The 1,943-nt window shown below is 49.1% G+C and carries 1 protein-coding gene and 2 pseudogenes; all 3 read left to right on the top strand.

Annotated features, from left to right (window positions below; all coding sequences use genetic code 11):
* Positions 1 to 103: 103 nt before the first annotated feature.
* Positions 104 to 808: pseudogene (locus AO277_RS13110) on the top strand (type VI secretion system domain-containing protein); the annotation flags it as partial.
* 31 nt (positions 809 to 839) lie between these two features.
* Positions 840 to 1,340 carry a type VI secretion system contractile sheath small subunit gene (gene tssB, locus AO277_RS13105; RefSeq protein ID WP_002553522.1) on the top strand — a complete coding sequence of 167 codons (501 nt, stop codon included), beginning with the start codon at positions 840 to 842 and terminating at the stop codon, positions 1,338 to 1,340.
* Positions 1,341 to 1,368: 28 nt separating this feature from the next.
* A pseudogene (locus AO277_RS13100) lies at positions 1,369 to 1,833 on the top strand (type VI secretion system contractile sheath domain-containing protein); the annotation flags it as partial.
* Positions 1,834 to 1,943 lie beyond the last annotated feature (110 nt).

Below are 1,943 nucleotides of genomic sequence, written 5' to 3'. Positions count from 1 at the left end.
CTGCTCCTGGGTCAACATATTGGCAGCTCAAAGCCGCCAGTTTTACCCAGGGGGGTCAATTCTAGGTTGGCGTTAGGGGGTCATTTTTACAGTGGCGGTGACAAGTAATTACCAAGAGCGATTCGAACAGGGTCTTTACGCAGACCTCATTGTAGACCTTGAAGCAAGTCTTGCAGGCTCGCCTTTTTGGTTTGATGGTCAGCGAATGGTCTGGAACTGTCTGAAAGCCTTGGGTGGTGAAGCGGCAATGCGCGAGGTGGAGGTTCAATTTGCTTTACTTTTAAAGCGCATTCCAGACCTTGTTGAACTTCGCTTTCATGATGGTGTGCCGTTTGCAGACGTGGAGACGTTACAGTGGATCGCCGCTCATATCCTGGTTCCTGAAGTTCATGTCAGTAATGCGCGTGGCAGCGAAAGTCAGCATGACGCCTTAGAACAAAGCTCGTTGTATCACGATGCACTGCCGGTTTTGCAGAAAAAAGGACTGAAGGCCGCTGTGCGATTGGTGAATGATCATTTGAAAGGCGTGGAGGGCGGGCGAGAGCGATTTTTCTGCAAGCTATGCATCGCACGTCTCTGTATAGATGCAAAAAAATACGAGTTGGCGAAGGTTCAACTTGAGCACCTTGATCAAGAACTTCAAACAGCAGGGTTGCCGGCATGGGAACCCACGGTCTTCCTGGATGTGTCGCGCTTGTTATACAGCTGTTACGAGCGCATTGCTCTGAACGAAAAGGCAGTAGCGCGCAAAGAAGTAATTTACCAGAGGTTGTGTCATCACGACCTTGAGCGGTTTATTGATAGCTAATGCACAGTTGAATGAATTGAGGGGAAATGAGATGGCCAGAGAAGGCTCTGTAGCGCCCAAAGAACGGATTAACGTGACGTTCAAACCTGCTGTTGGTGGCGCACAGGAAGAAATAGAGCTGCCGCTGAAGTTGCTGGTTCTTGGCGATTTCATACAACGCGCGGACGAGCGAAAGCTTGAGGACCGTAAATCAATCAGTATCGACAAGAATAATTTCGATGATGTGTTGGCGAAACAGGAGCTTGAACTGGTACTGAATATACCTGACCGCTTGCAGGCTGATAGCGGGGCTGACGAGCTGACTGTCAGCATCAAGGTCTCTTCGATGAAAGACTTCAACCCTGCCAGTCTCGTCGAACAGATTCCGGAGCTTAAAAAACTGATGGAGCTCCGCAACGCCCTAATGGCGCTCAAGGGGCCGCTGGGGAACATGCCTTCTTTTCGCAAGGCCATCGAGCATGTCATTACGGATGAAACGTCGCGTAAGAACGTGCTGGATGAGCTTGGCCTGGATGTCGCGTCGCAACGGTAATGTCGGATTTATTGTCAGGAATTAATATATGAACACAAAAGCCATACCGCAGCGCGACGTAAATGAGCTTCACCATGGAATTCTCGATCAGATTATTGCGCATACCCGATTAGAGCCTTGTGACGACGCCTATGGCATTGCCAAACGAGGGGTGGCTGCATTTATTGAAGAGTTGCTGAAGCCGCGTAATAACAACGAACCGGTCAAAAAAGCGCTGGTTGACCGGATGATTACCGAGATTGACGTCAAGCTGAGTCGCCAGATGGACGAGATCATCCATCATGTAGAATTTCAGGCATTGGAAGCTTCATGGCGTGGGTTGCAGTTACTGATTGATCGAACCGATTTTCGTGAAAATATAAAAATCGAGTTATTAAGCGTTTCCAAACAGGATCTTCTAGAGGATTTCGAAGACTCACCTGAAGTTGTTTAGTCGGGTCTCTATAAACACGTCTACACCGCTGAGTACGGCCAGTTTGGCGGTAATCCCGTGAGACTGTCAGAAATTTTGTGTTCGGGCATAACATGTAGCTAGAGGTGCATGTATGCCGACCAAAAAGAAGTCCGCCAATGCAACAGCGAGGGAGTTGCCCTCGATTCCCC

Origin of the sequence: Pseudomonas amygdali (genome assembly GCF_002699855.1) — a bacterium.
Classification (GTDB): Bacteria; Pseudomonadota; Gammaproteobacteria; order Pseudomonadales; family Pseudomonadaceae; genus Aquipseudomonas; species Aquipseudomonas amygdali.
The sequence above is the reverse complement of the archived record's forward strand: the minus strand, read 5'-3'. Positions and strand labels throughout refer to the sequence as shown.